Origin of the sequence: Candidatus Accumulibacter sp. ACC007 (assembly GCF_907163205.1) — a bacterium.
GTDB lineage: Bacteria > Pseudomonadota > Gammaproteobacteria > Burkholderiales > Rhodocyclaceae > Accumulibacter > Accumulibacter regalis.
In genome coordinates this window covers 1,458,627-1,482,779 of sequence record NZ_CAJQUD010000001.1, presented here as the reverse complement: position 1 = coordinate 1,482,779, position 24,153 = coordinate 1,458,627, and the positions used below count along the sequence as shown (strand labels likewise).

Annotated in this window: 19 protein-coding genes; 7 read left to right on the top strand and 12 right to left on the bottom strand. The window is 62.0% G+C overall.

The annotated features are described in order from the left end of the window. Nucleotides 1-27 precede the first annotated feature (27 nt). The 3 genes from purB to QZ634_RS06385 are packed head-to-tail and all read left to right on the top strand — an operon-like array spanning nucleotide 28 to nucleotide 2,044. A complete protein-coding gene (gene purB, locus QZ634_RS06395; protein WP_291986521.1) occupies nucleotides 28-1,395 on the top strand; it encodes an adenylosuccinate lyase in 1,368 nt (455 codons plus the stop codon). After that, a complete protein-coding gene (locus tag QZ634_RS06390) occupies nucleotides 1,395-1,721 on the top strand; it encodes a hypothetical protein (protein WP_291986519.1) in 327 nt (108 codons plus the stop codon). The genes purB and QZ634_RS06390 overlap by 1 nt, the downstream gene beginning before the upstream one ends. Before the next feature lie 2 nt (nucleotides 1,722-1,723). Next, entirely contained in the window at nucleotides 1,724-2,044 is a 321-nt protein-coding gene (locus QZ634_RS06385) for a DUF2322 family protein (RefSeq protein ID WP_291986517.1), read from the top strand. A 60-nt stretch (nucleotides 2,045-2,104) separates the two neighbouring features. Here QZ634_RS06385 and secF read toward each other — a convergent pair whose 3' ends face one another. The 12 genes from secF to QZ634_RS06325 all read right to left on the bottom strand — a co-directional run bounded on the left by secF (nucleotide 2,105) and on the right by QZ634_RS06325 (nucleotide 17,884). After that, on the bottom strand, nucleotides 2,105-3,049 hold the full coding sequence (gene secF, locus QZ634_RS06380) for a protein translocase subunit SecF (protein WP_291986515.1): 945 nt from the start codon (nucleotides 3,047-3,049) through the stop codon (nucleotides 2,105-2,107). Between the two features lie 12 nt (nucleotides 3,050-3,061). Next, nucleotides 3,062-4,939, bottom strand: a complete 1,878-nt coding sequence (gene secD / locus QZ634_RS06375; protein ID WP_291986514.1) for a protein translocase subunit SecD — start codon at nucleotides 4,937-4,939, stop codon at nucleotides 3,062-3,064. A gap of 62 nt (nucleotides 4,940-5,001) precedes the next feature. Continuing rightward, nucleotides 5,002-5,328, bottom strand: coding sequence for a preprotein translocase subunit YajC (gene yajC / locus QZ634_RS06370; RefSeq protein ID WP_291986512.1), 327 nt, complete (start codon nucleotides 5,326-5,328; stop codon nucleotides 5,002-5,004). A 51-nt stretch (nucleotides 5,329-5,379) separates the two neighbouring features. Next, a complete protein-coding gene (tgt, locus tag QZ634_RS06365; protein ID WP_291986510.1) occupies nucleotides 5,380-6,492 on the bottom strand; it encodes a tRNA guanosine(34) transglycosylase Tgt in 1,113 nt (370 codons plus the stop codon). A 277-nt stretch (nucleotides 6,493-6,769) separates the two neighbouring features. Further along, complete coding sequence (gene ppdK / locus QZ634_RS06360; protein WP_291986508.1) at nucleotides 6,770-9,502, bottom strand: pyruvate, phosphate dikinase; 2,733 nt, start codon at nucleotides 9,500-9,502, stop codon at nucleotides 6,770-6,772. Between the two features lie 161 nt (nucleotides 9,503-9,663). Beyond that, complete coding sequence (locus tag QZ634_RS06355) at nucleotides 9,664-11,286, bottom strand: NAD(P)-binding protein (RefSeq protein ID WP_291986505.1); 1,623 nt, start codon at nucleotides 11,284-11,286, stop codon at nucleotides 9,664-9,666. Beyond that, nucleotides 11,286-12,299, bottom strand: coding sequence for a thiamine pyrophosphate-dependent enzyme (locus QZ634_RS06350; protein ID WP_043565467.1), 1,014 nt, complete (start codon nucleotides 12,297-12,299; stop codon nucleotides 11,286-11,288). The genes QZ634_RS06355 and QZ634_RS06350 overlap by 1 nt, the downstream gene beginning before the upstream one ends. An 11-nt stretch (nucleotides 12,300-12,310) precedes the next feature. After that, nucleotides 12,311-13,564 (bottom strand): pyruvate ferredoxin oxidoreductase, encoded by a 1,254-nt coding sequence (porA, locus tag QZ634_RS06345; protein WP_291986503.1) that lies wholly within the window; start codon nucleotides 13,562-13,564, stop codon nucleotides 12,311-12,313. Further along, nucleotides 13,557-14,153, bottom strand: coding sequence for a 2-oxoacid:acceptor oxidoreductase family protein (locus QZ634_RS06340; protein WP_291986502.1), 597 nt, complete (start codon nucleotides 14,151-14,153; stop codon nucleotides 13,557-13,559). The genes porA and QZ634_RS06340 overlap by 8 nt, the downstream gene beginning before the upstream one ends. 288 nt (nucleotides 14,154-14,441) lie before the next feature. Continuing rightward, entirely contained in the window at nucleotides 14,442-15,521 is a 1,080-nt protein-coding gene (locus tag QZ634_RS06335; protein ID WP_291986500.1) for a MaoC family dehydratase, read from the bottom strand. Nucleotides 15,522-15,554: 33 nt separating this feature from the next. Continuing rightward, nucleotides 15,555-16,598: a CoA ester lyase gene (locus QZ634_RS06330; RefSeq protein ID WP_291986498.1), complete on the bottom strand. Its 1,044-nt coding sequence runs from the start codon at nucleotides 16,596-16,598 to the stop codon at nucleotides 15,555-15,557. A gap of 65 nt (nucleotides 16,599-16,663) precedes the next feature. Then, nucleotides 16,664-17,884 carry a 2-methylfumaryl-CoA isomerase gene (locus QZ634_RS06325; RefSeq protein WP_291986497.1) on the bottom strand — a complete coding sequence of 407 codons (1,221 nt, stop codon included), beginning with the start codon at nucleotides 17,882-17,884 and terminating at the stop codon, nucleotides 16,664-16,666. A 341-nt stretch (nucleotides 17,885-18,225) separates the two neighbouring features. On the opposite strand from QZ634_RS06325, the gene QZ634_RS06320 reads away from it, so the two are divergent. From QZ634_RS06320 to QZ634_RS06305, 4 genes are all read left to right on the top strand, one after another. Continuing rightward, nucleotides 18,226-19,080: a MaoC family dehydratase N-terminal domain-containing protein gene (locus tag QZ634_RS06320; protein WP_291986495.1), complete on the top strand. Its 855-nt coding sequence runs from the start codon at nucleotides 18,226-18,228 to the stop codon at nucleotides 19,078-19,080. Between the two features lie 685 nt (nucleotides 19,081-19,765). Continuing rightward, nucleotides 19,766-21,208, top strand: coding sequence for a phosphoenolpyruvate kinase (locus QZ634_RS06315; RefSeq protein WP_291986494.1), 1,443 nt, complete (start codon nucleotides 19,766-19,768; stop codon nucleotides 21,206-21,208). A gap of 41 nt (nucleotides 21,209-21,249) precedes the next feature. Continuing rightward, nucleotides 21,250-22,923, top strand: a complete 1,674-nt coding sequence (locus QZ634_RS06310) for an acyl-CoA dehydrogenase family protein (protein WP_291986493.1) — start codon at nucleotides 21,250-21,252, stop codon at nucleotides 22,921-22,923. 48 nt (nucleotides 22,924-22,971) lie between these two features. Further along, complete coding sequence (locus QZ634_RS06305; protein ID WP_291986491.1) at nucleotides 22,972-24,153, top strand: MaoC family dehydratase; 1,182 nt, start codon at nucleotides 22,972-22,974, stop codon at nucleotides 24,151-24,153.

Genomic DNA, 24,153 nt, shown 5'->3' with positions numbered 1-24,153 from the left:
CCTGCACACGCCTCAAGGACGCCCGTTATGCCCGATTCCGCACTTGTTTCCCTTTCGCCACTTGACGGCCGCTACGCGGGCAAGCTCGATTCGCTGCGCCCGCAGTTTTCCGAATACGGCCTGATCCATCGTCGTTTGCAGGTCGAGATCGAGTGGTTGAAGGCCTTGGCTGCCGAGCCACACTTCGCCGAGATTCCGGGCTTTTCGCCGGCAACGCTGAGCGTGCTTGACTCTCTGATCAGCGATTTCGATCCGCAACAGGCGGGCGAGGTGAAAGCGATCGAGGCGGTGACCAATCATGATGTCAAGGCGCTCGAGTACTGGATCAAAAAGCGCCTGGCGGGCAACGCGGAAGTGATGGCTGTCGCCGAGTTCATTCATTTCGCGTGCACTTCCGAGGACATCAACAACCTGGCGCACGCGCTGATGCTGCAGACGGCGCGTGACGAAACGCTGTTGCCGATGCTCGACCGCATTGTCGCGCGTCTTCGCCATCTGGCGCACGAATTTGCCGAATTGCCGATGATGTCGCGTACGCACGGCCAGCCGGCGACGCCGACGACGCTCGGCAAGGAAATGGCCAACGTCGCCCATCGCCTCGCCCGCGCCCGCGCCGGGATCGCCCGCGTTTCGCTGCTCGGCAAGATCAACGGTGCGGTGGGCAACTACAACGCCCATCTTGCGGCTTACCCGGGTTTTGACTGGGAGAATCTGGCGCGCGGCTTCGTCGAATCACTGGGTCTGGAGTTCAATCCCTACACCATTCAGATCGAGCCGCACGACGCCATGTCGGAGCTGTTCGACGCCTTTGCGCGCGCCAACCTGATTCTTGTCGATCTCAACCGTGATATCTGGGGCTATATCTCGCTCGGCTTCTTCAGGCAGAAGCTCAAGGCTGGCGAGATTGGTTCGTCGACGATGCCGCACAAGGTCAACCCGATCGATTTCGAAAACTCGGAAGGAAACCTCGGCCTGGCCAATGCGCTGCTGCGCCATCTTGCCGAGAAGCTGCCGATCTCGCGCTGGCAGCGCGACCTTACCGATTCGACAGTGTTGCGCAATATGGGCGTGGCGCTTGGCTATACGCTGCTCGCCTACGACTCGCTGCTGCGCGGCCTGAACAAGCTCGAAGCCGACGCGGCGCGGCTACACGCAGATCTCGACGCCAACTGGGAACTGCTCGCCGAGCCGGTGCAGACGGTAATGCGTCGCTATGCGGTCGCCAATCCCTACGAGAAGCTCAAGGAACTGACCCGTGGCAAACGCGTTTCGCGGCAGGCGATGCACGACTTCGTCGAGTCGCTGGAGATTCCGCCGGCAGCCAAGGCCGAACTGCTTGCGCTGACGCCCTGGGACTACACCGGCAAGGCCGCCGAACTGGCGAGGAGAATCTGATGCGCCCCGATGCCAATGCCGCACCTGCGCCGACGACCCCCGGCGAAGGGCTCGAGCCGATCGTTTGTGGGAGCTGCCAGCGGACGCTGCCCGGTGACTCACGCTACTGCCCCCACTGCTGCGGCACGGACGGTCGGCGGGGAGCGACCGAAGCGGGAATCTTTCTCGGCGCCGTGCTTGGTGTGCTCGCCGGCGGTCTGATCACTGCCGTCTGGTCTTCTGTCGTCGGCACTGAACAAACACGCTGGAGCCATGTGCTGGCGACACTCGCGACGTGCATCATCATCGGCGTGGTGATCGGTATCGTGCGCACGCGGAAGCGCTGAAGATGGCGCAATTTGCCGAGAATCTGAAAAAGCTGCCGGGGGTGTCGCATGTCGCGGCGATCAAGCTCCTCGACGCTGCCGGCGAAGTGCTGGCGGTGATCGAGAACAAGCCAGGCAGTCAGGGCTCACTGGCGGTCTACAACCACCTGGCCCAGACCTATGGGGCGATCACCCCGGAGGCGGCGAGGAAGGGCCTGGAGATGTTTGCCGAGCACACCGAGGACGCGCGTGCGAACCCGGGCAAGCATGCCAATATCGATCGTCTGTTGGAACTCGTCGAGGAGCGCAAGACTTTGCGCACCAAGCACATTTTCGCCGTCTGATCGAGACCGGGCAGTGTGCGCGCAGCCGCGCGCAAGCAAAACTTTCCGAGTTCGGAAAGTTCACACCACGGCGCCGTCCTCGTTGGCGCCTTCGATCTTCTTCTTCGGCCTGACGAACTGCTCGCGTGAGACGCCGAGCCACATCACCAGCGGGCTGGCGACCAGTACCGACGAGTAGATGCCGAAACAGATGCCGATGGTCAGCGCGAGTGCGAAGTAATAAAGCGTCTCGCCACCGAAGATCAGCATCGAGAGAACCATTATCTGGGTCGATCCGTGGGTGATCATGGTGCGCGAGATGGTGCTGGTGATCGCGTGGTCGAGAACCTGTGGCGTGGTCAGGCCGCGAGTCTTCTTGAAGGTCTCGCGGACACGGTCGAAGACCACGACTGACTCGTTGACCGAGTAGCCAAGGACGGCGAGCACCGCCGCCAGAACTGACAGCGAGAACTCCCACTGGAAGAAGGCGAAGAAACCCAGAATGATGATCACATCGTGCAGGTTGGCAATAATCGCCGATATCGAGAATCGCCATTCGAAACGAAACGACAGGTAGAGGACGATACCGATGATCACCACCAGCAGCGCCAGGGCACCGTTCTCTGCCAGTTCTCTACCGACCTGCGGGCCAACGAACTCGACGCGGCGCAGCGTGGCGCCGGGTGCTTCGACGGCGAGGGCCTCGATCACCGCTTCACCGATCCTGGCCGTGTTCTGATCGGCCCTCAGTGGCAGGCGAACCAGAACGTCCTGGCTGGAGCCGAAATGCTGTACCGAGAGGTCGGTATAGCCCGCTTTGCCCAGTCCGTCACGGACTTTTTCCAGGTCGGCTGCCTGCGTGTAGTGAAGCTCGACGAGCGTTCCGCCTGTGAACTCGACGGAGAGATGCAGACCGCGCGCGAAGAGGAAGGTCACCGCCAGCAGGAACGTGAGCAACGAAATGACGTTGAACACCAGCGCATGGCGCATGAACGGGATGTCTTTGCTGATCCGGAAGAATTCCATCGTGGTGCGTCCCTAGTTGACTGCGGCCGAGCCGGCGTTGGCCGGCTTCCACACCTGGCCAATGGCCAGTGCTTCGAGCTTGCGGCGCCGGCCGTAGATCAGGTTGATCAGGGCGCGCGAGACGACCACCGCGGAGAACAGCGAAGTCATGATGCCGAGACAGTGCACCACCGCGAAGCCGCGTACCGGGCCCGAACCGAACATCAGCAAGGCCAGGCCGGCAATCAGCGTCGTTATATTGGAGTCAAGAATGGTGCCGAAGGCTCGTTCGTAACCGGTGTGGATCGCCGCTTGCGGCGATGATCCATTGCGCAGCTCCTCGCGGATACGTTCGTTGATCAGCACGTTGGCGTCGATGGCCATGCCCAGGGTCAGCGCGATGGCGGCGATACCCGGCAAAGTCAGCGTCGCCTGCAGCAACGAGAGCAGGGCAACCAGGAACAGCAGGTTGGACGCCAGGGCGATGACCGACACGACGCCGAACAACAGGTAGTAGGCGATCATGAAGACGGCGATGGCGACAAAACCCCACATCGTCGACTGGAAGCCCTTCTTGATATTTTCGGCACCCAGGCTTGGGCCGATGGTGCGCTCTTCGATGATCTCCATGGGCGCTGCCAGCGAACCAGCGCGGAGCAGCAGTGCCGTGTCGTTGGCTTCTGTGGTGGTCATGCGCCCGGAAATCTGGACACGACCACCGCCGATCTCTGCCCGAATGACCGGCGCGGTGACGACCTCGCCCTTGTTTTTCTCGATCAGCAGGATGGCCATTCTCTTGCCGACGTTATCGCGGGTAATGTCCTTGAAAATGCGTGCGCCCGGCGAATCGAGCGTCAGGTGCACGGCCGGTTCGTTGGTCTGGCCGTCGAAGCCCGGTTGTGCATCGGTCAGTCGATCGCCAGTCAGGACCACCTGCTTCTTGACCAGCAGTGGGGCGCCACCCCGTTCGACATACAACTCGCTGCCGAAGGGTACCTGGCCAGCGAGTGCTGCTTCGACTGCGCCGGGGTTTTCCTCGACCATCCGGATTTCCAGCGTCGCGGTGCGCCCTAGGATGTCCTTGGCTTTGGCGGTGTCCTGCACGCCCGGCAACTGCACGACGATGCGATCGGCACCCTGCTGGGCGATTACCGGCTCGGCAACGCCGAGTTCGTTGATGCGGTTGTTCAGGGTGGTGATGTTCTGCTTGAGCGCGAAGTCCTGAATGCGCTTGATGGCCTCCGGCCGTAGCGTGGCGACCAGCTTGAGGTCGCTGCCTTCGCCCTGTTCGACGAGGAGCAGGTCGGGCTGGTTCTCTTCCAGCGTCAGGCGTCCCTTGCTGCGCTTTTCCTGGTCACGAAAACGGATCACCACGCGCTCGCCTTCGCGGTCGATACCGGCGTGGCGGACGTTGTTGTCGCGCAGCAGGGTGCGCAGGTCAGCGCTGATCGAGTCCAGACGTTTGGTCAGCGCGCCCGGCATGTCCACCTGGAGCAGGAAATGCACGCCGCCACGCAGGTCGAGTCCGAGGTACATCGGTAGCGCGTGCAGCTTGGTCAGCCATTGCGGCGAACTCGACAGGAGATTCAGGGCAATTACGTACTGCGGGTCACTGCTGTCCGGGTTGAATTGCTTCTCCAGGATATCTTTGGCCTGCAGTTGGGTATCGTTGGTCAGCAGGCGAACCTTGACGCCATTGCTGTCGAGAAAGATGCCGCTGTTGGCTATCCCTGCTGCCTGCAGCGTGCTGGCAACGCGTTCACGGGTGCTGGCGTCGACCTTCAGCGTCGCCTTGGCGCTCGAAACCTGCACTGCAGGTGATTCGCCAAAGAAGTTCGGCAAGGTGTAAACCAGGCCGAACAGCAATGCCAGGCCGACGAGGACGTACTTCCAGAGCGGATAGCGATTCATGAATGCTTTTGTGCCGTCAGAGGACGCGGATGCCGCCCGTAGGGCAGGCATCCGGCAGAGGGTTAGAGTGTCTTCAGCGTGCCTTTTGGCAGAAGCAGCGTGACGGCCTGCTTCTGTACCTGGATTTCGACGGTTGTGGCAACCTCGATGGCGACAAAATTCTCGCTGACCTTGGTGATGCGGCCGGCAATGCCGCCGCCGGTGACCACTTCATCGCCTTTGGCAAGGGCTTCGATCAGCGCCTTGTGTTCCTTGGTCCGCTTCATTTGTGGCCGGATCATCAGGAAGTAGAGGACGACGAACATCAGAATGATCGGCAGGAGCTGCATGAAGCCACCCGTCGGGTCGGAGGAAGCAGCGGTTTGGGCGTGGGCGGTACTGATCAACACATCAGTCTCCTAGAATAGAAGGTTTAAATTGAACCAGAAATTATAGCACTATCATTCGGGCTGCTGACAGCGGGCACTGTGGAAGCGGCGCACGCTTTCGGCGAGCGCGCCAGCGGCAATCGCCGTGCGCAGTTCGTGCATCAGCTGGTGGTAGTAATGCAGGTTGTGTAGGGTGCCGAGCTGTGCGCCGAGGATTTCGCCAACGCGGTGCAGGTGGTGGAGATAGGCGCGCGAAAAGTTCCGGCAGGTGTAGCAGTCGCAGCTGTCGTCGAGTGGCCGGGGGTCGGTCTTGTGCTTCGCGTTCCTGATGCGAACGTCGCCATGACGGGTAAAGAAGTGGCCGTTGCGGGCGTTGCGCGTCGGCATTACGCAGTCAAACATGTCGATGCCGGCGTGCACCGCGGCCACCAGATCCTCGGGCGTGCCGACGCCCATCAGGTAGCGCGGCTTGTTCTGCGGCAGGCGCGGCGCAGTGTGGGCGAGGATTCTCGCCATGTCGTCCTTGGGCTCGCCGACCGACAGTCCGCCGATGGCGAAGCCGTCGAAGCCGATCTCGGCAAGCGCGGCAAGCGACTCGTCGCGCAGGTCCTCGTACATTCCGCCCTGGACGATTCCGAACAGCGCATTGGGGTTGGCGAGCTTGTCGTGTGCCGCTCGCGAGCGCTGCGCCCAGCGCAGCGAGAGCCGCATGGACGCGGCCGCATCGCTGTGGCTTGCGGGGTGGGGCGTGCATTCGTCGAGAATCATGACGATGTCCGAGTCGAGCACGTGCTGGATACGCATTGACTCTTCCGGCGTCAGAAAAAGCCGGTCGCCGTTGATCGGCGACTGGAATTTGACCCCGTCTTCGGTGATCTTGCGCAGTGCGCCGAGCGAAAAGACCTGAAAACCACCCGAATCGGTGAGGATCGGGCCATCCCAGGACATGAAGCGGTGCAATCCGCCATGTGCCGCAATGACTTCCAGACCTGGTCGCAGCCAAAGGTGGAAAGTGTTGCCGAGGCAGATCTGTGCGCCGCTTTCGATCAGGTCGCGCGGCGTCATCGCCTTCACCGTGCCGTAGGTGCCGACGGGCATGAAAGTGGGCGTTTCGACAATGCCGTGGGCAAGGCTGATGCGGCCGCGCCGGGCGGCGCCATCGCTGGCGAGGAGTTCGAAGTTCATTTTTGGCGTAAAACCTGCGGGCTGGCTGGACGACTCTCGCCGGCGCTAAGCTGCGCAACGCGACTGGTCGGCTGGCGTGAGCGGGAGAATGGGGAGAATCGTGCTGTTCCTTGTCGATTCCCCGAAAGAAAACACCGCCGGGTTCCGGCGGTGTATTTCCCTGGTCAGGCGGTCTGTTTCGGCCTGACCGAAAGCCGGCCCTGTTCCCGGCGTTCCTGGCGCTGCGCAGGAGTCGTCCGGGAACGAAAGCCGTCTCGTGAGCTAGCTGCGGAGACGCTCAGCTTCCCTCATCAAGGGCCGCCTGCGCGGCTGCCAGGCGCGCGATCGGCACGCGGAATGGCGAGCAGCTGACGTAGTCGAGGCCGGTACGATGGAAGAAGCCGATCGAGGCGGGGTCGCCACCGTGCTCGCCACAGACACCCAGCTTGATTCCCGGGCGCGCCGTACGACCTTTCTCGACAGCCATCTGGACCAGGAGTCCAACGCCTTTCTGATCGATCGACTCGAACGGATCACGCTCGTACATACCGTCTTTCAGATAGCTGGGCAGGAACTTGCCGGCGTCGTCACGCGAAAAACCCATTGCCATCTGCGTCAGGTCGTTGGTTCCGAACGAGAAGAATTCGGCCTGCTGACCGATACTGTCGGCGATCAAGGCCGCACGTGGCGTCTCGATCATCGTCCCGACCATGTAGTCGATCTTCTCGCCGCGCTCAGCGAAGACGGCATCCGCAGTCTTGCGAATGACCCGCGCCTGGGCATTGAACTCGCGGACAGTACCCACCAGCGGCACCATGATCTCGGCCTTGACGTCGACCCCCTTGGCTTTCATGTTCAGCGCAGCCTCGATGATCGCACGCGTCTGCATTTCGGTGATCTCCGGATAGGTAATGCCGAGGCGGCAGCCGCGGTGGCCCATCATCGGGTTGAACTCATGCAGATCGTCGACCCGCATTTTGATCACTCCCAGCGGAACATTCATCTCGTGGGCCATGATCTTCTGGTTGGCTTCGTCGTGCGGGACGAACTCGTGCAGTGGCGGGTCGAGGAGGCGGATGGTCACCGCCAGTCCGCTCATTTCGCGGAACAGGCCCTCGAAGTCGCCGCGCTGCATCGGCAGAAGTTTGGCCAGTGCCTTGCGGCGTCCGGTTTCGTCCTCGGAGAGGATCATCTCGCGGACGGCCTTGATGCGGTCGCCTTCGAAGAACATGTGCTCGGTACGGCACAGGCCGATCCCCTTGGCACCGAAAGTACGCGCAACCTTGGCGTCGTCCGGCGTGTCCGCATTGGCGCGGATGCCCAGCCGCTTGTACTTGTCGGTGAGGTCCATCAGGGCGCCGAAGTCGCCGGTCAGTTCGGCTTCCTTGGTTGGCACCTGGCCTTCAAAGACATCGCCGGTCGAGCCGTCGAGGGAGATCCAGTCGCCTTCCTTGTACGTCTCGCCACCGACCGTCATCGTACGGGCATGGTAATCGACACGCACCGCGCCGGCACCCGAGATACAGCACTTGCCCATGCCCCGCGCGACGACTGCCGCGTGCGAGGTCATGCCGCCACGCGCGGTCAGAATACCGGTGGCGACGCTCATTCCGCGCAGGTCCTCGGGCGAGGTTTCCTGACGCACCAGGATGACCGCCTTGCCCTTTCTCACCCATTCTTCGGCTTCGTCGGCGAAGAAGACGATCTGGCCCGTGGCGGCGCCCGGCGAAGCCGGAAGGCCGTGGGCGATCGAACGTGCCTTCTTGATCGCTGCCGGGTCGAAGACCGGGTGCAGGAGTTCGTTGAGGCGATCCGGACCGACTCGCCGCAGCGCTTCCTTCTCATCGATCATGCCCTGGCGGAGCATTTCCATCGAGATGCGGACCATTGCCGCGCCGGTACGCTTGCCGCCGCGCGTCTGGAGCATCCAAAGGCGGCCTTCCTGGATGGTGAACTCGACGTCCTGCATGTCCTTGTAGTGATTCTCGAGCTTGGTCTCGGCCTCCAGCAGCTGCCGGTAGATGTCCGGCATCAGCTCTTCGAGCGACGGGAAGCGGCTGCGGCGATCGTCTTCGCTGACCATCGCCAGCTGTGCCCAACGCTGGGAACCTTCGAGGGTGATCTGTTGCGGCGTACGCGTGCCGGCGACGACGTCTTCGCCCTGGGCATTGATCAGGAATTCGCCGTTGAACAGATCTTCTCCGGTACCTGCATCGCGCGTGAAGGCAACGCCGGTGCCGCTGTTGTCGCCAAGATTGCCGAAGACCATGGCCTGAACGTTCACGGCCGTTCCCCAGGCGTCAGGGATGTCGTTCAGTTCGCGGTACACTTTGGCGCGGTCGTTGTTCCAGCTCTGGAAGACGGCCATTACCGAACCCCACAGCTGTTCCCACGGATCGGTCGGGAACTCGCGGCCGATGCGGGCACGAATCAGTCCCTTGAAGCGCTGTACCAGTTCTTTCAGATCGTCGGTCGTGAGGTCGGTATCGAGCTCGACGCCTTTCTTTTCCTTGAGCATGTCGATAACCACTTCGAAGGGGTCATGTTCCTCCTTCGACACTGGCTTGAGGCCCATTACCACGTCGCCGTACATCTGGATGAAGCGGCGGTAAGAGTCCCAGGCGAAACGTTCGTTGTTGGCCTTGCTCGCCAGGCCAGCAACGGCCTCGTCGTTGAGGCCGAGGTTCAGAATGGTGTCCATCATGCCCGGCATCGAAGCGCGCGACCCCGAGCGTACGGAGAGCAGCAGGGGATCGGACGAGTCGCCGAATTTCTTGCCCATTTCCTTTTCGATGAACGCGACGCTCTCCCGCACTTCCGCCTCGATCAGCTTGGCGACGGCGTCCTGGCCCTGCTCGGTGTAGACGGTGCAGACTTCGGTACTGATGGTCAAACCGGGCGGAACGACGATTCCCAGGCGGCACATTTCGGCCAGGTTGGCGCCCTTGCCACCGAGAAGGTTCTTCATCGTGGCATCGCCGTCAGTGCGGCTGGCACCAAATACGTACACGTTCTTTATTTTGTTTGACATAAATACCTCGCGTAAAGGGGAAGAAGGAAAGGCGCTTCGAGCCGCGTGCCCGAAGAGTACCCAGAGTGCATGACTGCGGCAAGTTGCGCGCGGTCACTGAATTGCAGCGCTCCCGGTCCTTGAGGGGAGCGGGAGCGGTAGAGCGGGTGCTGCGCAAGCGATCAGATCTCTTCTGCCTCCATCTTGATCGCGCCGCATGGACATTCGGCGACACACATGCCACAGCCCTTGCAATAGTCATAGTTGAATTCAAAGCGCTTGCCCGGGCCGAGCTTGATCACCGCATTGTCCGGGCAGACGCCGTAGCAGTTGTCGCACTCGAAGCAGTTGCCGCAGGACAGGCATCGACGCGCTTCGAAGAGCGCGGTGCTCTCGTCGAGGCCGCCCTGGACTTCGTCGAAGGTCGACTGGCGACGGATGATGTCCAGCATTGGCCGCACCGTTTTCGGCGCGTCGGCGTAGTACCAGGGGTTGAGCTTCTCGAAGACCGCGACTTCGTGCTGCGGTGCCGGAACGTGTTCCTCGCCACGCAGCCAGGCGTCGATATGCCGCGCTGCCTGCTTGCCGTGGCCGATGCCGACAGTGACATTACGCTCGGCGGGAACCATGTCGCCGCCGGCGAAGATGCCCGGATGGCCGGTCATCATGTTCGGTGCAACCTTGACCACGCCGTCGCTGACCTCGAGGCCGGGAACACCTTGGAGGAGTCCGAGATCGACGTCCTGTCCCAGCGCGAGCACCAGTGAATCGGCCTCGATGGTCTCGAACTCGCCGGTTGGCTGCGGGAAACCCTTGTCGTCGAGGGCCATCTTTTCGATGGTCAACGACGACTCCTCGGCCTGGGTGATGGTCGACAGCCACTTGACCATGATCCCTTCCTGAATCGCTTCCTCCATCTCGAAGTCATGCGCCGGCATCTTGTCGCGGGTGCGGCGATAGACGATCAGCGGTTCAGCACCCATGCGCTTGGCGGTGCGCGCCACGTCGATGGCCGTATTGCCGCCGCCATAAACGACGACACGGCGGCCGAGCATTGGCTTCTCCTCGCCTTCCATGCTGCGCAGCACCGAGATGGCGTCGACGATCTTCGCCGCGTCACCTGCGGGGATGCGCGCGCGCTTGCCGATGTGCGCACCAACGGCCAGGAATGCGGCGTCGAACTTGCCCTCCTGCATGGTGGTCAGGATGCTGTCGACCTTGCTGTTCAGTTTCACGGTCACGCCGAGGTCGACTACGCGCTGCATTTCCGCTTCCAGGACGTCGCGCGGCAGGCGGTATTTCGGAATGCCAAAACGCATCATGCCGCCGAGCAGCGGACCCGCCTCATACACCGTGACGCTGTGGCCGAGGCGGCGCAGATGGTAAGCCGCCGACATGCCGGACGGACCAGCGCCGACGACGAGCACGTTCTTGCCCGATTCGCTGGCCGGTGGGGTGAGCTTCCAGCCGAGCTTGAGCGCCTCGTCACCGAGGAAATGCTCGACCGAATTGATTCCCACCGCCTCGTCGATCTGGCCGCGGTTGCACGCCCCTTCGCAGGTGTGGTAGCAGACGCGGCCCATGATCGCCGGAAACGGGTTGTCGCGGGTCAGGTGTCGCCAGGCGCTTTCGTAGTCGCCAGACTCGGCATGAAACAGCCAGCCCTGGATGTCTTCGCCGGCGGGACATTGCTTGTTGCACGGCGGCAGGCGGTCAATATAGACCGGCCGCGAAGTACGCCACGAGCCGGTGTGGTTGGCCAGCGAGGAGCCGGGGTCTAGGGTAATGGCAAAGGGTTTGTCCATCAGTTCGCCTCCTGGTCGAGCAGTCCGTATTTGCGAATATTCTTGTCTGCCGCCGCTTGCAGGCGGGCGATCGTTTCCACCGCCGGCTTCTTGCCGAAGAGGTGCGCGTAGCGCTTCTGCCGTTTGAGGTAGGCCTCGACTGGCTGCTTCCGGCGAATCTTCAGCACGTCGGTGACTTCACCGTTCTCCGCCTCGAAAACCGGGAAAATGCCGGTTTCCTTGGCCAGGCGCGCGAGCAGGATGGTGTCTTCCGAAGCCGCACCCCAGCCCAGCGGACAGGGGACGAGAATGTGGATGTAGCGGGCTCCGCGCATGCCCATGGCCTTGGTCACCTTGTACTCCAGGTCGCGGAGGTCGGCGACCGTGGCCGTCGCGACGTAAGGAATCTCGTGGGCCATGGCGATTGCCGGGACGAACTTGCCCTGGCCGAACTGGTTACCCGGCTCGGGGCCGACCGGCATGGTTGTCGCCGTGCGGGCGGCCGGTGGCGTTGCCGAACTGCGCTGCACGCCGGTGTTCATGTAGCCGCCGTTGTCATAACAAATGTACAGAACGTCGTCATTGCGCTCGAACATCCCGGACAGGCAACCGAAACCGATGTCGGTGGTGCCGCCGTCGCCGCCCTGGGCGACGACGCGGACGTCACCCATCTGGCCTTTTTGTCGTTTTACCTTGATCGCCGCGGCAATGCCGGTGGCGACCGCTGCGGTATTGCCGAACAGTGAGTGTATCCAGGGGATTTGCCACGAGGTCTCGGGGTAGGGGGTCGAGAAAACCTCGAGGCAACCGGTCGCGTTGGCGGCAATCAAACGGCCGCGAGCAGCGTTCATGGCGGCGTCGATGGCGTAGCGTGCGCCGAGCGCTTCACCGCAACCCTGGCAGGCGCGGTGCCCGGAGTTCAGCGAGTTGGTACGTTGGATGTTGGCCTGGACACTGCGTTCCGATGGTTCCAGGAGGCGATTGCCGACGGTGAAGGTGCCGGTCTGGTAGAAATGGACGGGTTGAAAGCTCATCTTGGTTCTCCTCAGCCAATACGCGCGGCAACGACGCCGACGTCGCGCAGCATGCTTTCCGCTGCCGGACCCGAGCGCCGCGTCGTGCGCTCGCGTTCGAGTTGCTTGTTGATCACGTCCCAGTCGAGGTCGAGGAAGGTGAGGCGCTCAAGCTCGCCGCGGATGGCCTTGGCGAACAGCGCGTGCAGTGACTTCATGGTGATCGCCCGCCCGCCGAGTCCGGCGACGACCGTGTGTCCTTCGAGTTGCAGCCCGGACATCGCCATGCGCACATCGGTGGACACGACGCCGCCAATACCAACCGCCAGGCTCTTCTCGAGAACAACGACGCGCTTGGCGTTCTGCAGTGCGGCGCGAACGTTCTCGAGCGGGAAAGGACGGTAGGAAGTAATTCCCAGGACGCCGATCTTCTCGCCAGCCTGGCGCATCTCGTCGACGACGTCCTTGATCGTGCCCAGGATCGAACCCATCGCCACGACGATGGTTTCCGCATCGTCGGTGAGATAGGAATGCGTCAAACCACCGGAATCGCGACCGAATATCGCCTTGAACTCCTTGGTCAAGCGCGGGATCAACTCGAGAGCCTGCATCTGCTTGGCGTGTGCCAGGTAGCGCACTTCGGAGAACGCTTCCGGGCCGACCATCGCCCCGATCGATACGGGATCGGTCGGGTCAAGTACCTGGCGCGGTTCGTACGGCGGCAGGAAGCTGTCGACCTGTTCCTGCGTCGGCACGTCTACCCGCTCGTAAGCGTGCGTGAGAATGAAGCCGTCCATGCATACCATCACTGGCAGGCTGACTTCCTCAGCCAGCTTGAACGCCAGAATGTGCAGGTCGAGTGCCTCCTGGTTGGTTTCGGCGAAAAGCTGGATCCAGCCGCTGTCCCTTTGCGAGAGCGCGTCCGTGTGGTCGTTCCAGATGTTGATCGGCGCTCCGATGGCCCGGTTGGCGACCGTCATCACGATCGGCAGGCCGAGGCCGGAAGCGTTATAGACCGCTTCGCACATGAACAGGATGCCCTGCGAAGCGGTGGCCGTATAGGTGCGGGCACCGGTCGCCGACGAGCCGATGGCGACGCTCATCGCGGCAAACTCGGATTCGACGTTGATGAACTCGCAGTTACTGATCTCGCCGCCCTTGACCATTTCGCCGAGACCTTCGACGATGTGTGTCTGGGGCGAAATCGGATAGGCGCAAATGACCTCGGGCCGGCAAAGGCCGACCGCTTCGGCAACGGCGTGTGAACCTTCAGTCTGCTTAAGCATGTGCGGCCTCCTGGTGACTTGCGCCGGCAATCTGGTCAGCGACGAACCGATAGGCTTCGCTCGCGGCAGCGATGTTGTTGCTGGCTATCTTCTCCGAAAACTTGGCATTGATGGCCTTGATCACCGACTCCAGGCGGATGATTCCCGAGGCTGCGGCGAATCCGGCAAGCAAGGGGACATTGGGCATTGGGCGGCCGACGTGCTTTCGACTGAGATCGGTGGCGGGGACCGTGAGCAGCCGTTCTGCCGGCCAGTCGCGGACAAAATCGCCAAGGCCGAGTTCGTCGAAGCTGCGACTGGTGTTGATCAGGATGTAGCCGTTCTTCTTCAGGCCCGAAAAGACGTCGACCTGGAAGAGCAGCGTCGGATCCTGAATGATCAGGGCGTCGGGCTCCATGATCGGCTCACGGAGCCGGATCTCCTGGTCGGCGATGCGGCAGAAGGCGACGACGGGGGCGCCAGTGCGCTCTGATCCGAAACTGGGGAAGGCCTGCGCGTGGCGCCCTTCCTCAAAGGCAGCAATCGACAACATCTCGGCAGCGGTAACCACGCCCTGGCCACCGCGACCATGTATTCGGACTTGGAACATGTTTTCTCCAGTGTTGAACTTCGGTTGTACATCGGTGTCGTGTTTTCAGCTTGCGCAGCATAGCTCAGTTCGAGTTCATTGAAAACATCGCCCCGGTCTTGATCACTGGCCTTCCGTGATCGTCCTGGGGGAGCGTGGAATCCACAGCTGGCAGCCGGGATGGCTTCCCCTTCTCGTCTGCCGCAGCGCGCTCTGGCGCCGGTGATCCACCCATGCTGCATGCTTTTCTGGTGTTGCCGATGCTGGCGGCGATGCCACCGGCTTTGTGGAGCGAGCTCACCCCGCAGATTACTCCGGTGGTGGCCTGTTTCCCGGTCTTTTCGGCATCAGGACCGTATAGTCGAAGTCAAGGAGCACGCTCGGATCGTAGGTGCCGTCGGCCCCTCGGTACGGGAAGTCAGCACAGTTGCGGTCCTTGGTGGCCACCGTCCGCAAACGGAGTGCGCCAAGGTCGTGGCGGCCAGGCAAGGACATCTGTTCGATGATTTCCGACCACGCGTACACCGTATCGCCTGCGAATGCCGGCGATACGTGCCTGCCGGCATTGATCGCCACGACGCTGAAGGCATTGGCCAGGCCGTTGAAGGACAGCGCGCGTGCCAAGCCGATAATGTAGCCACCGTAGACGATTCGGCGTCCGAAGCGCCCACTCTTTTCCGCATGCTGGTTGAAGTGTACCCGGGCAGTATTCTGGTATAAACGGGTGGCCATCATGTGCTCGCTTTCTTCGATGGTCATCCCGTCCACGTGATCGATTCTCTCACCGACCCGATAGTCGTCCCATAGATCAGTGCTGCCCGAGAGGGTGGTGTCATAGCCTTCCACTCTGATTCCAGCTGGAATGACCAGGTCGCTCGCGGCAACGGCCTCGTGCAGCGCGGGAACTACGGTTTCGGGCGCCGGCGACGCCGGATCGCGCTTGCGAACCATTACCCAGCGGCAGTAATCGAGCGCTATCTGCCCGCGCTGGTTGACGCCGCACGAGCGCACGTAGACGATGCCCGTTTTTCCGTCGCTGTTTTCCTTGAGCCCGATCACCGTCGAATCCGCGGTGAGCGTGTCGCCGGGATAGACGCGGTGGCCAAAGCGCCCGGCGGCGTAGCCGAGGTTGGCGATGGCATTCAGCGAGATGTCAGGCACCGTCTTGCCGAAGACGATGTTGAAGGCCAGCAGGTTATCCACTGGCGCGCGCGGGAAGGAGAGGCTGTGGGCGAAGGTGTCCGCCGAGGTCAGCGCAAAGCGCGAGCCGGTCAGCGCGGTGTACAGCGCCACATCGCCCTCGGTGATCGTTCGCGGCGTCGCATGGGCGATCGTCTGGCCGACGCGGAAGTCCTCGAAAAAGTTACCCCATTTGGTTTTTTCGCTCATTGCCGCTTCTCCCCGCGGTTCTGGATCGCTGCCCTATAGTCCATAGGCTGCCGCCAGGTCCGGATCACGCCGGGCCACCAGTCTGGCCAGGTCGACGATCACCCGCGCCTGTTTCCAGGTCGCGTCGTCCTGCATCTTGCCGTCTATGGTCGCCACGCCACTGCCGTCGGGCATCGCTTCGAGGATGCGTTTGGCGAACAGGACTTCCTTGACATCAGGGCTGAAGACGCGCTTGGCAATGGCGATCTGGTTCGGTGCCAGCGACCAGGCCCCGGAGCAGCCCATCAGGAAAGCATTGCGGAACTGCGCCTCGCAGGCGGCTTCGTCCTTGAGGTCGCCGAAGGGACCATAGAAGGAGTGCAGGCCGTGCGCCACAGCGGCGTCAACCATGCGCGCAACGGTGTAATGCCACAGATCCTGCTGGAAGAAGGCACGCTGCGTCTGGCCTTCTTCGGGATCCGCGAGAACCCCGTAACCGGGGTGCCCGCCGCCGACGCGGGTGGTCTTCATGCCCCGCGAAGCCGCCAGATCGGCCGGGCCGAGGCTCAGGCCGTGCATGCGCGGACTGGCGCCGCAGATCGCCTCGACGTTGGTTACTCCCTGCGCGGTTTCGAGCAGTGCGTGCAGCAGAATCGGCTTGCCGATTGCGTACTTCGCTTCGAGCAGGGCAACGTACTGATCGACGAAGTGGATATCCCACGGTCCCTCCACTTTGGGAATCATGATCACGTCGACCTTGTTGCCGACGTGCTTGATGATCTCGCTGAGGTCGTCAAGAACCCACGGACTGTTCAGTGCGTTGATGCGCACCCACATCCCGGTGTCACCGAAGTCGTTGTTTTTCAGCAGCTCGATGAAGCCAGCGCGGGCGGCGTCCTTTGACTCGATCGGAATGGCGTCCTCGAGGTTGCCGCACATCACGTCACATTTGCGCGCCGTCTCCGGTGCCTTGGCACGAATTTTTTCAATATGCGGGGGAAAGAAATGGATCATTCGCTCCGGCCGTACCGGCAATTCACGCAGAGGTTGTGGCGCACCAATGGCGAGCGGCTTGTAGAAATGGACGGGGAGTTTCATGGCATTTTTCCTGGTGATCAATTGTTTGGCATACAAGAACCGTCAGCGTCTTGATGGCGAAGACTTCAGGCCGGTCCGGCGACCACGCCGGCGTCATGGAGACGGCCAACTTCCGCTTCGCTCATGCCGAGAACTTCGAGCAGAATCTGGTCCGTATGCTGACCCAGAACCGGCGCCGGCACCGCCGGCAGGCGGGGCGAGGCAGTGAAGTCGAGCGGCGTTGTGGGCATCAGGTAGGTGCCGACACCGGGTTGCTCGGTCATCGTAAACATCGGATTGTCGATCGAGCAATCGGGATCGTTGGCCAAGGCCTCGCGAACGCTGCGATAGGGGCCCCAGGTCACGCGGTGTGCATCGAGGATCGCCGCCGTTTCGGCCAGCGTGCGTGCCTGGCACCATGCTTCGATCAACGCAGCGATCTGCTGGCGGGCGCGAAAGCGATTGCCTTCGTCGGCGAGGTCGAGGCCGAGGCGGGTGCCGAGCGCGTCGAGCGGTTCCTTCAGGCCGGTCGCTTTGATCAGGCAACGCCACTGCCTGCCGGTTAGCCCGACGATCATCAGGCGCTTGCCGTCCAGGGTCTCGAAGTCGCGGCCAAAAGCGCCGTACAGGTAGTTGCCCTGTTTGGGTCGATCGGCGTCGTTGACCATCACCTCGGCGATCATTCCGATGTTGCCGACCATCGCCAGCGCGACGTCCTTCAGCGCCAGGCGCACCAACTGTCCCTCGCCGGTCAAGCGTCGGTGCCGTTCAGCGGCGAGCATGCCGATGGCGATCATCTGGCCGCTGATGAAATCCCATGCCGGAAAGACATGGTTGACCACCTCAGGGGAGTTGCTCGGCCCGGTCATGAACGGCAGGCCGACCTGCGGGTTTACCGTGTAATCGACTTCCGAACTGCCGTCCCGACCACCGGTCAGGTTGACCATGATCAGGTCCGGACGATGCGCTTTCAGCGCCGCGTAGCTGAGCCAGCCTTCGGCCGGGAAGTTGGTGCTGAACAGGCCGGCGTTGTCGCCGGGCGCGCAGATCAGCTGGGTCAGCAAGGCCTGTCCCCGGGGATTGCGTAGATTTACCGCGATCGAACGTTTGCCCTTGTTCATGCCGGCCCAGAAAAGGCTCTGCTGCCCGTCACGGCTCAGTGGCCAGCGACCGTAATCGAGGCCCCCTCCGATGGGGTCGAAGCGAATGACGTCGGCGCCGAGTTGGGCCAGCGTCATGCCGCCTAGCGGCGCCGCGACGAAAGCGGATCCTTCGACGACCCGCAAGCCCTTGAGAATTCCGTCCATTCTGGTCAGCTATCCTGTTTGCGTCGCGTGCGACCGCAAACGAATGCGCCCGCTGCCCCACCGCTGGCCGACCGCAGTGCTTCCTTGATGGTCGACACGTCTCTCCCTACCATGCCCACTCCTCCCGACAGCAGAGCCAGAAAGCGACTCGATCCCCGCATCGCGGGTCATCCCCTTGTCAACGCAGAGCGCACAGTATATGGGAAAAGGGGCGTCTGGGCGCACAGATGCGACATTGTTGGCGGTGCCGTGCGAGCATCGTGCACCGGCTTGAGTTTGGCGGGACGCTGTGCTGTACTTGGTGGACGCCCGCGCGCGAAGCGCTCAACAGGATGACATTAATGACGGATGCGGCAGCAGACTACTCGGCCTGGATCGGTCGCCGGGAAATAAGCCACGATGAACTGGCTCTGGCGCCGGCTTTGGCAGCGGCTGCGACGCTGGACGACACGCTGACGCACTTTGAAAAAGGCAGCCCGCTGCCGCCGCTGTGGCACTGGTTTTACTTTCTTCCGCGGGCGCCGCAGGCGCAGCTCGATGTCGATGGGCATCCGCAGCGTGGCGGCTTCATGCCGCCGATTCCCTATCCACGCCGCATGTTCGCCGGTGCCCGCCTGCGTTTCCACCGGCCGCTGCTGATCGGTCAGCCGGCGCGGCGCGAGGCGCTGATTCGCGATATTCGGCAGAAATCGGGACGTTCCGGATCGCTGGCCTTCGTTTCGGTGCTCTGCAGCTTCTATCAGGATGGCGTGTTATGCGTCGAGGAGGAGCAGGACATCGTTTATCGCGAGCCGGGCCCGGCGGTCGCTCGCCCGAGAGTGATCGACTGGCCGACCGTGGACAGCGCGACATGGTCGCGCATCGTGACGCCCGACCCGACGCTGCTGTTCCGCTTCTCGGCGCTGACTTTCAACGCCCATCGCATTCACTACGACCGGCCGTACGCGGTCGACGAGGAGGGCTACCCAGGTCTGGTCGTGCATGGTCCCCTAACTGCCGTCTTGCTGATGGAGTTGCTGCGCAAGAATGCATCGCGACCGGTAGCCAGCTTCAGCTTCCGCGGCCTGGCGCCGCTGTTTGATCTTGCACCCTTTCGCCTGCTGTGCTCCGGCAACGACGGCCGGATGTCTCTTGAGGCGCTGGCGCCCGACGGGGTGGCGGCAATGAGCGCCAGCGCGGAGCTCATGCCGGCGTAGTTTCACCGTCATCTGCTCTGCACCCCATGGCCAGCGGCAGCCGCCATGAAGTTGCCGCCTTTTCGGTGCAGGGGCGTGTTACAGGGGGTTTCCGCGGATAATCAGTAGTCATCAAATTGTTCGTATTATCGCGAACGGCTAATCCCCACAAAAAGCGATTAATAAGTAAATGGTGACAGCGTGTCGCGTGCAAAGCCGATGCCATGTCTGAAAGAAGTCATCGCGTCGTCGCAGACCCGTGTTCGTAGGGGGCGGCGGTCGGGAATCCATGGTTTTTACCTTGAGCAGTCGCCCCTTTGTACCGATTACTTTCGGGCGTCGTGGCTTGGAATAGGCGCTTGCATGTATTTATCGTAAGTACATTTTGTGCAAGGTGAGTAGTCGAGTGCGCCGGAAGCGGCGGAGTCATATGTGAAGACCGTTGCAACCGCAGAGAGCTGCCCTCGCTCGGCCCGCACCTGGGTTGGCGCAGAAACAATGCGCTGTGATTGCCAATTGACGCCATGCCCGGCTCTTTTGTCTTTGAACTTCTATAAGACTAAAGATATTGCTCTGCCGGGTCGTTCAGCGTGTTGCCTTGTGCCACAATCGCCGATAGAATCATTATCAGCGACGGGGAGTAATTGATCACTACAACCGCATAATACTGGTGGATGTGTATTGTGCGCAATTAGGGAGGATAACCATGAAACTCAGCCTCACCCATGACGAAATGGCTGCCTATTGTGGCGAGTTGCGCGCTTCCAATGAGGCGTTCGAGTCCCATTATCCGGCAGATTCCTTCGACAGGCAGCCGGTGCACACGGTTTACGGCGGGGCCAATCTGCTCAAGGCCGGGTTTGCCGCGAAGTTGGGTGAGGTGGCGCTCAAGACCCTGGAAACGTATGCGCCCAGCTATAGTGTTTTCGCCCGCGCGCTCGGTCTGCCGCGCGCCGATACCCTGCCAACCAACGCCATGGAACTGGCCAGTCTGACGCGGGCGCTGGAAGCGAATCCCGACCAGGTGCGCGAGACCAAGCAAGCGGCTTGGCTGGCTTTTACGGTTTACAACCGGGTGGTGAAGAAGCTGCAGACTGAGCCGGTTGAGGACAACCGCATTGATTTCGAGGATGGCTACGGCAATCGCCCGGACGATGAAGAGGATGGCCATGCCGCCTCGGCGGCAGACGAGGTGGCGAAAGGAATGCGCGAGGGCCTGCTGCCACCGTTCATTGGCATTCGCGTGAAGACGTTTTCAGAAGAGTGCAAGCAACGCTCGATTCGCACCCTGGACATTTTCCTGACCCGCCTCGCCGAGCAGACGGGGGGCAAACTGCCGCCGAACTTCATCGTCACGCTGCCCAAGGTCACGACGCCAGGTCAGGTGTCGACTTGCGCGAGGATTCTCGAGAATCTCGAAGCCCGGCTGGGTTTTCCCAAAGAGTCGCTGCGCATGGAGATCATGATCGAAACGACGCAGTCGATCATCAATTACCAGGGCGAAAACACGGTGCCGCTACTGGTGGCCGCCGCGGCTGGTCGCTGCCGCTCGGCGATTTTCGGGACTTACGATTACACGGCGTCGTGCAACATCACCGCCGCACACCAGAACCACACCCATCCGGCCTGCGATTTTGCTCGCCATGTGATGCAGGTCAGCCTGGCCGGAACCGGCATCACGATCAGTGACGGCGCGACCACCAGTATGCCGATCGGGCCCCACAAGGCAGCCAAGGACGCGCTGCTGAGCGCCCAGCAGATGGACGAGAACCGCGTCGTCGTGCATGGCGCGTGGAAGCTTCATTACGACAATATCATGCATTCCCTGCGGCACGGCTACTATCAGGGATGGGACTTGAATCCCGGGCAGTTGCCGGTGCGCTATGCGGCGATGGACACCTTCTTCCTCAGTAGCCTGCAGGATGCCTCGGCGCGCCTGAACGCTTTTCTGAACAAGGCTGCGCAGGCGACACTGGTGGGCAACACCTTCGACGATGCAGCGACGGGTCAGGGTTTGCTGAACTTTTTCCTGCGCGGAATGGCGTGCGGGGCGATCACCGAACAGGAAGTCCTGGCAACGGGAATTACCCTGGACGAGTTGCGCTCCCGGTCGTTTGTGCAGATTGTCAATAACCGGACCCGCAAGTAAGGGTAGCAAGATCCGATCGGGTACGAAGAAAGGGATGAGCCATGACCGAGGTCAACAGCGGGACGCAGGAAGCCGTTCAGCATCTGCAGGCAGCTGATGCACTGATCGAGAAATCGCTGCGCTGGATGAAGCACCAATGCGCCGGTGGAGGGGGGGTCTCGAACGAGAAACTCGACGCCCATCAGATGGCCAGCTTCGACCTTGCGTGGTGCGCGGCGGAAGCGACCGCCGCGCGCTTTGCCGCGGAATATGCCGACAAGGTTGCCGCGGCGGCGACGGGCGACGGCCCCTGCGTGGAGCAGCGCATGGCCCTGGCCTTTTGTGCCGAGGCCTTGCAGAACATCCATAATCGTTTCTGGGCACGACCGCAGAGTTTCGGGGTGAACGCAGCCGACCTGGCCGCTTTCGCGTCAACCGCACTCGCCGGGTTTTGCCAGACGCAGCTGGATGCCGACAATCTCGCGGCTTTGGGCAGGGAGGTCGTGGCCCTGGATGGCGATAGCGGCGCCTATATGCTCGGCGACGATGCCCTGATGATGCAGGACGCGTTCCGCAAGCTGGCCAGCAACGTGGTCATGCCCCTAGCCGAGGACATTCATCGCCACGACCGCATCATCCCGCAGGAAATCCTCGATCCGCTGACCGAAATGGGCTGCTTCGGGCTGTCGATCCCCGAGCGCTACGGTGGCATCCAGAGCGACGATCATGAAGACAACATGGGCATGATCGTGGTCACTGAGGAGCTTTCACGCGGCTCGCTCGGCGCAGCGGGCAGCCTGATCACCCGTCCGGAAATCCTCAGTCGCGCGCTGCAAAAGGGGGGGACAGAGGAGCAGCGGCAGAAATGGTTGCCCCGGGTGGCGATGGGCGACCCCTTGTGCGCCATCGCCGTCACCGAACCGGATACCGGTTCTGACGTCGCGGCGATGCGCCTCAAGGCAAGCAAGTGTGAGGGTGGCTGGCTGCTCGATGGCGTCAAGACCTGGTGCACCATGGCCGGGAAGGCGGGCGTCCTCCTGGTTCTGGCCCGCTCCAACCCCGATCGCTCGCTTGGTCACAAAGGCCTGAGCATGTTCCTGGTCGAAAAGGACTCGTATGACGGCCATGATTTCGAGTATCGCCAGGCGCAGGGTGGCGTACTGACCGGCCGGGCCATTTCGACCATCGGCTATCGCGGCATGCATTCCTACGAGGTCTTCTTCGACAGTGTCTTCGTCCCGGACGAAAACCTGGTCGGCGGGCCGGCCGGTGAAGGGAAAGGCTTCTACTTCACGATGGCCGGATTTGCTGGCGGGCGCATTCAGACGGCCGCACGGGCCATCGGTGTGATGCAGGCCGCTTTCGAACGCGCTGTTTCCTATGCTGGCGAGCGCAAGGCATTCGGTAAACCTATCGGCGAGTATCAACTGACACTGGTCAAGCTGGCGCGCATGGCGACTCTGCTGACCGTTTCCCGCCAATTCACCTACGCCGTCGGGCGTTTGATGGACCAGGGTTCGGGACAGATGGAAGCGAGCATGGTGAAGCTCTTTACCTGCCGGACTGCGGAATGGCTGACCCGCGAAGCGGTGCAGATTCACGGTGGCATGGGCTATGCCGAGGAGTCGCCGGTCAGCCGTTACTTCCTGGATGCCCGTGTGCTGTCGATTTTCGAAGGCGCCGAAGAAACGCTGGCGCTCAAGGTCATCGCCCGCTCGCTGATCGAAGCGGTGTAGTTCCGTCCGATTGCAGACTGCACGTAGTCACGCCAAAAGGAAGATTCCATGAAGCAAGCGATTCGTTTTCGAGCGCAGGCAGAACTGGCTGGAAAAGTGAAAGTGGACCTGCAGCAAGTGCGCTATCCCCACTACGGCCGCTATCTGGAGGAGTTTGTACCCGGGCAGGTGTTTGTTCACCCGCGTGCCTTTACCTTCTTTCCTGCCCAGATGGAGGCCTTTGCCCGGACCTACATGCAGTGCAATCCCCTGTACGTCAACGACCAGTACGCCCGCTCCAGCGGCTTTGCCGGCCTGCTGGCCTCGCCGCAGATGGTGTTCAACGTCGTGCTCTCGCTGGGCGTGCAGAACGATTCGGAAAAGGCGATGGCCAATCTCGGCTACTACGATGCCCAGTACCTGCGGCCGGTCTATCCGATGGATACGATTCGCTCGCTGACCAAGGTCATGGAACGTAAGGAGCGTGGCGCCGGCAAGCCGGGCATCGTTACCATCCGAACCCTGGGCATCAATCAGGACGACCAGGTCGTGCTGCAGTACGAGCGCAAGATCATGGTCGCCGGCCAGGGCGATCGTCCGCCGACGACGCCATTGCCGAGGTCGACGGTGATGCCGGCCTTCCCCTGGGTCGGCGACGCCGAGGTCGCCCTGCCGGATTTTCCGGAGTCGTTCGCTTCCGGCCTGACCGGCCCCAACTCCTACTTCGAGGACTTCGCCGTCGGCGAGATCATTGTCCATGCCAATGGCCGAACCATCACCGATGAACATCTATCGCTGACCTACGCGGTGGGCAATACGCATCCGCTGCACTTCGATCGCGTCTTCAGTTCCGGTCTCTCCGGAAAAATGAGTGGTGACCCGATCGTCTATGGCGGTCTGGTCTTCGCCTGGCTGGAAGGCCTGGCCAGTCGCGATGTCAGCGAGAACAGCGTTTGGGAGCTGGGTTTTACCGAGGGTTACCACACTCAGCCGTGCATCGGCGGTGATACCGTCGCCGCGCTGTCGCGCGTATTGGCTGCCGAAGATGCGCCGGGCGGGCTGGGCAGCAAGCTCGGCATCGTCACTTTTCAGTTGATCGGCGTCAAGAACCTCAGCGCCGCCAACGCCTTGGCCGAATACGGCGAGGACCTGTTCAGCAAGGAAAACGACAAGAAGGCGATGGACAAGGAGAAGATCGATGCGAAGATTTTTGAGATCGAGAGACGTCTCCTGATCAGGAAAAGGGTTTAG